This is a genomic window from Candidatus Electronema sp. TJ, from assembly GCF_048287355.1.
Taxonomy (GTDB): Bacteria; Desulfobacterota; Desulfobulbia; order Desulfobulbales; family Desulfobulbaceae; genus Electronema.
The window spans coordinates 1-5,368 of sequence record NZ_JBLWEP010000151.1 but is presented as its reverse complement, the minus strand read 5'-3'; the positions used below and the strand labels follow the sequence as shown (position 1 = coordinate 5,368).

Annotated in this window: 3 protein-coding genes; all 3 read left to right on the top strand. The window is 62.0% G+C overall.

The window, feature by feature from the left end; genetic code table 11:
* A partial coding sequence (gene hrpA / locus ACNKID_RS10130) for an ATP-dependent RNA helicase HrpA (RefSeq protein ID WP_417913312.1) occupies positions 1 to 3,237 on the top strand: 3,237 nt, incomplete at its 5' end.
* A gap of 415 nt (positions 3,238 to 3,652) precedes the next feature.
* Positions 3,653 to 4,228, top strand: coding sequence for a DUF2179 domain-containing protein (locus ACNKID_RS10125; RefSeq protein WP_417913311.1), 576 nt, complete (start codon positions 3,653 to 3,655; stop codon positions 4,226 to 4,228).
* Complete coding sequence (locus ACNKID_RS10120) at positions 4,228 to 5,148, top strand: branched-chain amino acid ABC transporter permease (RefSeq protein ID WP_417913310.1); 921 nt, start codon at positions 4,228 to 4,230, stop codon at positions 5,146 to 5,148. The genes ACNKID_RS10125 and ACNKID_RS10120 overlap by 1 nt, the downstream gene beginning before the upstream one ends.
* The last annotated feature ends 220 nt before the right edge of the window (positions 5,149 to 5,368 follow it).

Below are 5,368 nucleotides of genomic sequence, written 5' to 3'. Positions count from 1 at the left end.
GAGGAGGACGAGGCGGACAAAGACCTGAGCGGGCTGGTCATCGAGCAGGTGCGGCGGGTGATGAGCAGGCCGGGCGGCGACATCCTCGTTTTCATGCCCACCGAGCGCGACATCCTTGAGACCACGGATGCGCTGAAGAAGCAGCTTGAGGGCCAAGCACTGGTATTGCCACTCTTTGGCCGTCTGCAAGGCGGCGAGCAGCGGCGCATCTTCCTGCCCGCGCAGCAGCGCAAGATTATTGTCGCCACCAACGTGGCCGAGACCTCCATCACAGTGCCGGGCATTGAGACGGTGATAGACACCGGCCTGGCCCGCATCTCCCGCTACAGCCCGCGCTCCGGCACCACCAGCCTGCCAGTGGCGCGTGTCTCGCGGGCGAGCTGCGACCAGCGCAAAGGCCGCTGCGGGCGCATCGGGCCGGGCCGCTGCATCCGCCTCTACAGCGAGGAGGACTACCTTTCGCGGCCAGAGTTCACCCTGCCGGAGCTGCTGCGCTCCAACTTAGCGGAAGTCATCTTGCAGATGACCGCGCTGCACCTGCCGCCGCCCAGCCAGTTCCCTTTCCTTGATCCGCCCGCAGCGCAGTCTATCAGCGACGGATACAGGACGCTGCGGGAATTGGGCGCACTCAGTCCTGAACACCGCCTGAGCGAGCGCGGCAAGATCATGGCGCGGCTGCCGCTGGATCCGCGCATTTCCCGGATGATCATTGAAAGCGCGGACCTGGGTTCGCTGCGGGAAGTGAGCATCATCGCTGCGGCCTTGGCCATCCAAGACCCGCGCATCGTCCCGGCGGAGAAGAAGGAGAAGGCGCGGCAGGCGCATTTGCAGTTCGCCGCGCCGGGGTCTGATCTGCTGACGCTGGTGAATTTGTGGGATCAATGTAGGGGCAAAAAATCTTTTGCCCCTACCTCTGGTGAACTTCGCCGCTTCTGCACAACCAACTTCTGTTCCTGGCAGCGAATGCGGGAGTGGTTCGACATCCATGAGCAAATCCTGCGCATTATCAGCCAGCATGAGGAGTTCGCCCCAGCCTTGATGCGGATGAGCGGGGACGGAGCTGCGCCTGCTTCGCCGGAAGCGGTGCATCAGGCGGTCACTGCCGGTTTCCTCCGCAACATTGCCACCAAGAAGGAGAAGAACACCTACCTCATCAGCGGCAACCGCGAGGCGGTGATTTTCCCCGGCTCCACCCTGTACAACAAGGGCGGCCAATGGCTGGTGGCGACGGACTTTGTCCAGACTTCGCAGCTCTTTGCCCGCATGGCCGCGACCATAGACGTGAGCTGGCTGGAACGACTTGGCGGTGATCTGTGCAAGCGGTCGTACTCTGACCCGCACTGGGAGAAGAAGGCCGGGCAGGTGGTCGCCCTCGAAAAGGTCTCGCTCTTCGGCCTGATCATTGCTGCCGACCGCAAAGTGAACTACGGGCGCATCAGCCAGCAGGCGGCTGAGGAGGCGCGGACGATCTTCATCCGCGACGCGCTGGTTGCTGGCGAGCTGGAGGGGACGTATCCCTTTTTGCAGCACAATCTCGACCTGCTGCGGCGGCTGGAGGAGCTGGAGGAGCGGCTGCGTCGGCGCGGAATGCTTGTTGACGAGCAGGCCCAATATGACTTCTACGAGCAGCGGCTTGGCCTGGTTTATGACCGCTTCACCCTCAACCGCTTTCTCCGCGACAAGGCCAAGCAGCGGCAGCCGGGCGAGGAGGCGGACGCTTTTCTGCGGATGCGCGAGGAGGATGTCTGCCGCAACCAGCCGGACAGCGAGGCACTCTACCGCTTTCCTGAGACCCTGCAAACGCCACAGGGCAGCCTGAAGCTGCACTACGCCTTCCAGCCTGGGCAGGAGGACGACGGCGTGACCGTGGACATCCCCGCGTCCTGCTGCGCGGCCCTCTCGCCCGCGCTGTTTGAATGGCTGGTGCCGGGCCTGCTGCCGGAGAAGGTCTTGGCCTTGCTGCGCAGTCTGCCCAAGCGTCTGCGCCGCCAGCTTGTGCCGCTGCCCGATGCGGCGGATGCCATCTTGGACAGCCTCAGCGTCGGGCATGGCTCGCTCTATCCCGCCTTGGAGCAGGCCATCCTGCGCCGCTTTCAGATGACCGTGACACGGGCCGATTGGCAGTTGGACGCTTTGCCGCAACATCTGCGGATGCGCTTCCGCTTGTGCGACGAGCAGGGCCAGCCTGTGCTCTGCACGCGCAGTTTCCAAGAGCTGGCGCAGCATTGCGCCTTGCCGAAAACCAGCCCTGCAAAAGGCGGCCCGCCTGCCAGCAGCGGCGCGAATCTGCCCGCAAGCAGGGGCCTGACAAGCTGGGAGTTTGATGTCCCGCCGCAGCCTCTTCCGGTTCACGATGCGCAAAAACGCATGACCGGGCTGCACCATCCTGCGCTTTTTCTTGAGGAAAAGAACGGCCAGCCGCAGAGCGTCGCGCTCCGCTACATCCCTGACCCGGAGCAGGCACGGCAGCTCAACCGCGCCGGGCTGCGCTTCCTCTTCGGACTGCAATTTCCGGGCGATATCCCCGCGATAAGCAGGGAGTGCAAGGCGGCAGTGGCCGGGCAGACAGCAGCTTGGATTTCGCTGGGCTTGAAGGGCGGTGCGGCGGCGGCCAACGAGCTGCTGCGCGCTGCTGTCCTTGACCGTTTATTTCAGTTGGACAATTTAGATGGCCTGCCGAGCAAAACACAGTTTGCCGCCACGGTCGCTGCCCTGAAAGAGCAGGGCCTGCTGCGGCAGGGGCGTGCCTTGCTTAACCAGATTGTGGACTTGCTCGCAGTGCGGCGGCAGGTGCAGACCGTGCTGACGCAGAGCCGCCAGCGCAGCGGCAATCTTGGCGGCGGGCATGTCCGCTTTGCTGAATATCAGCAGCTGCTTGAGGGCCTGATGCCGCAGGATTTCCTCGCCGCGCTGCCCTTGGCGGAGCTGACCGAGCGCAAACGCTGGCTGCTTGCCTTGGCCAAGCGCATTGAGCGGGCCGAGCATGGCCCGCTGAAAGATGCCGAAAAAGCCAAGCGGGTGCAGCCGTTTATCGAGCAGCTGCGGCGGCTGACGCAGGAGAACAGCGGCCCGCGCTGCCAAGCCTGCCGCGAGGAGCTGGCCCTGTTCCGGCGCATGGTGGAAGAGTTCAAGGTCTCGGTCTTCGCCCCGGAAATCGGCACGGCTCTTCCCGTGTCAGAAAAACGGCTGGACGCGCAGAGGAAGCAGTCGGAGGAGCTGTGTCGGAGGGTGGAGTGAGGGGAAGATGCGCTCAAGTCCAACCAAGCATGGAGGGATCCCCTATGCTGGCATGGAGGCATGCTCCAACGAGCTTGGAGACATCCTCCAACCCAGCTTGGAGGATCACGCCATGCTTGGTTGGAAATTCACTCCATGCTAGCATCGAGATTTCTTCCAACGTAGCATGGAGTGCCTCTCCATGCTGGCATTGACTTTTCCTTCATGCTGGCATCGAGATTTTCTCCATGCTGGCATGGAGCGGAAGCTTGGCCCTGATGTGCGCATGGGCGGCGGGCTGCTTCGAGGGGTTTTCTCTGTTGACTTTGGGGGATATGCGCTGTAAACAGCAGGCTGCTGCAAGCGGAGGTGCTGTGTCCGCATAGACAGAAGTGTCGCGCCGCTCGTCGGCAATTTCTGCAAGAGGTCTCTTCTTATGCCGCCTTTTGATTTGAGCCTGATGACCATCGGTGCCGGCCTGCTGATTTTCTGCTCCCGGATTGTTGATGTCTCGCTCGGCACCCTGCGCACCATCAGCATCGTGCAAGGCCGCAAATGGATGGCCTTCTGGCTCGGTTTCTTCGAGGTGATACTCTGGCTGATTGTCATCTCGGCAGTCATCCACAGGATACAGGACAATCCGGTGCTCGGCATCTTCTACGCCTTCGGTTTCGCAGCCGGCAACATGGTTGGCATAGAACTGGAGCACTGGCTGGCTCTGGGGCATATCATCCTCCGGGTCATCAGCAGGGAGCGCAGCAAGGAGCTGACCAGCTGCATCCGGGTGAACGGCTTTTCTGTCACTGTGTTCCACGGCGAGGGCAAGGACGGCCCGGTAGACGAGCTGTACATCGTCTGCCGCCGCCGGGATTTGAAGCCGCTGCTCCGGCTGGTGCAGGACATCGATCCGGGCGCGTTTTATGTGACTGAGCAGGCCGGAGCGGTGAGCAAGATTTATCGGCCCGTGATGCAGCAGGTCACAGGCTGGCGGGCAATTTTCAAGAGGAAGTGATGGCGACAGACATGGACACCGCTTACTTGATCGAACTCTTCTTCAGCGGCCTGACGCGGGGCGCGATCTACGCTCTGATCGCCTTGGGCTACACAATGGTGTACGGCATCATCGGCCTGATCAATTTCGCCCACGGCGAGATTTACATGATCGGAGCCTTCACCGCCTACATAGCAGCCACAGTGCTCGGCATGTACGGTTTTCCGGCAGCGTCGGTCTTTGCGCTTGCCGTGCTGGCGGCTGCGGTCTGGGCCGGAGCCTACGGTTTCACCGTGGAGCGGCTGGCCTACAAGCCGCTGCGGAATGCGCCCCGGCTCTCGCCGCTGATCTCGGCCATTGGCATGTCCATTTTTTTGCAGAATTATGTCCTGCTGGCCCAGACCCCAGACTTTCTGCCCTTCCCGGAGCTGATCCCCGCCTTTGAGCTGCCAGAGAGCCTTGCCGCTGTCACCGGCCCGACCGATCTGGTGATTTTGGCCATCACCGCCGCAGCCATGGCCGCGCTGACCTGGCTGATCAAATTCACCCGCTTGGGCAAGGCGATGCGGGCCACAGCCCAAGACCAGACCATGGCCCTGCTGCTCGGCATCAACATCAACCGGGTCATCTCGGCGACCTTTGTCATCGGCTCCGCGCTGGCCGCGCTGGGCGGTCTGCTCATCGCCTCCCATGTCGGCCAGATCAACATCTCCATCGGTTTTCTCGCGGGCATCAAGGCCTTCACCGCCGCCGTGCTCGGCGGCATCGGCTCGATTCCCGGCGCGGTGCTGGGCAGCTTCATCCTCGGCCTGACCGAAGCCTTTGCCACAGGCTATGTCTCCAGCGACTACGAGGATGTCTTCGCCTTCTCCCTGCTGGTGCTGATCCTCATTTTCCGGCCTGCGGGCATTCTCGGCAAGTCTGCGCCGGAGAAGGTGTGATAGCTGGAGCATCATAAAATGATTCCCTTGCCCTGCATCAGATTATCTGTCTCGTAGATACCGTCTTGCCTGTCAAGTGCTTTTGCCTTCCGCCAAAGACGAGGGGGCATAATTTTCTTGATAAGGATTGCGTGTTTTGAGGACACCGAAGCAAAGATGAACGAGCTTGCGCATCGGGGTGCCGAGAGCGGCCATCTTGGATTTTCCGCGTTCAAGCAGG

Excerpts from the sequence above, each read along its gene's own strand:
- ACNKID_RS10120 (WP_417913310.1), top strand. The coding sequence starts at position 4,228 with ATGGCGACAGACATGGACACCGCTTACTTGATCGAACTCTTCTTCAGC.
- ACNKID_RS10125 (WP_417913311.1), top strand. The coding sequence starts at position 3,653 with ATGCCGCCTTTTGATTTGAGCCTGATGACCATCGGTGCCGGCCTGCTG.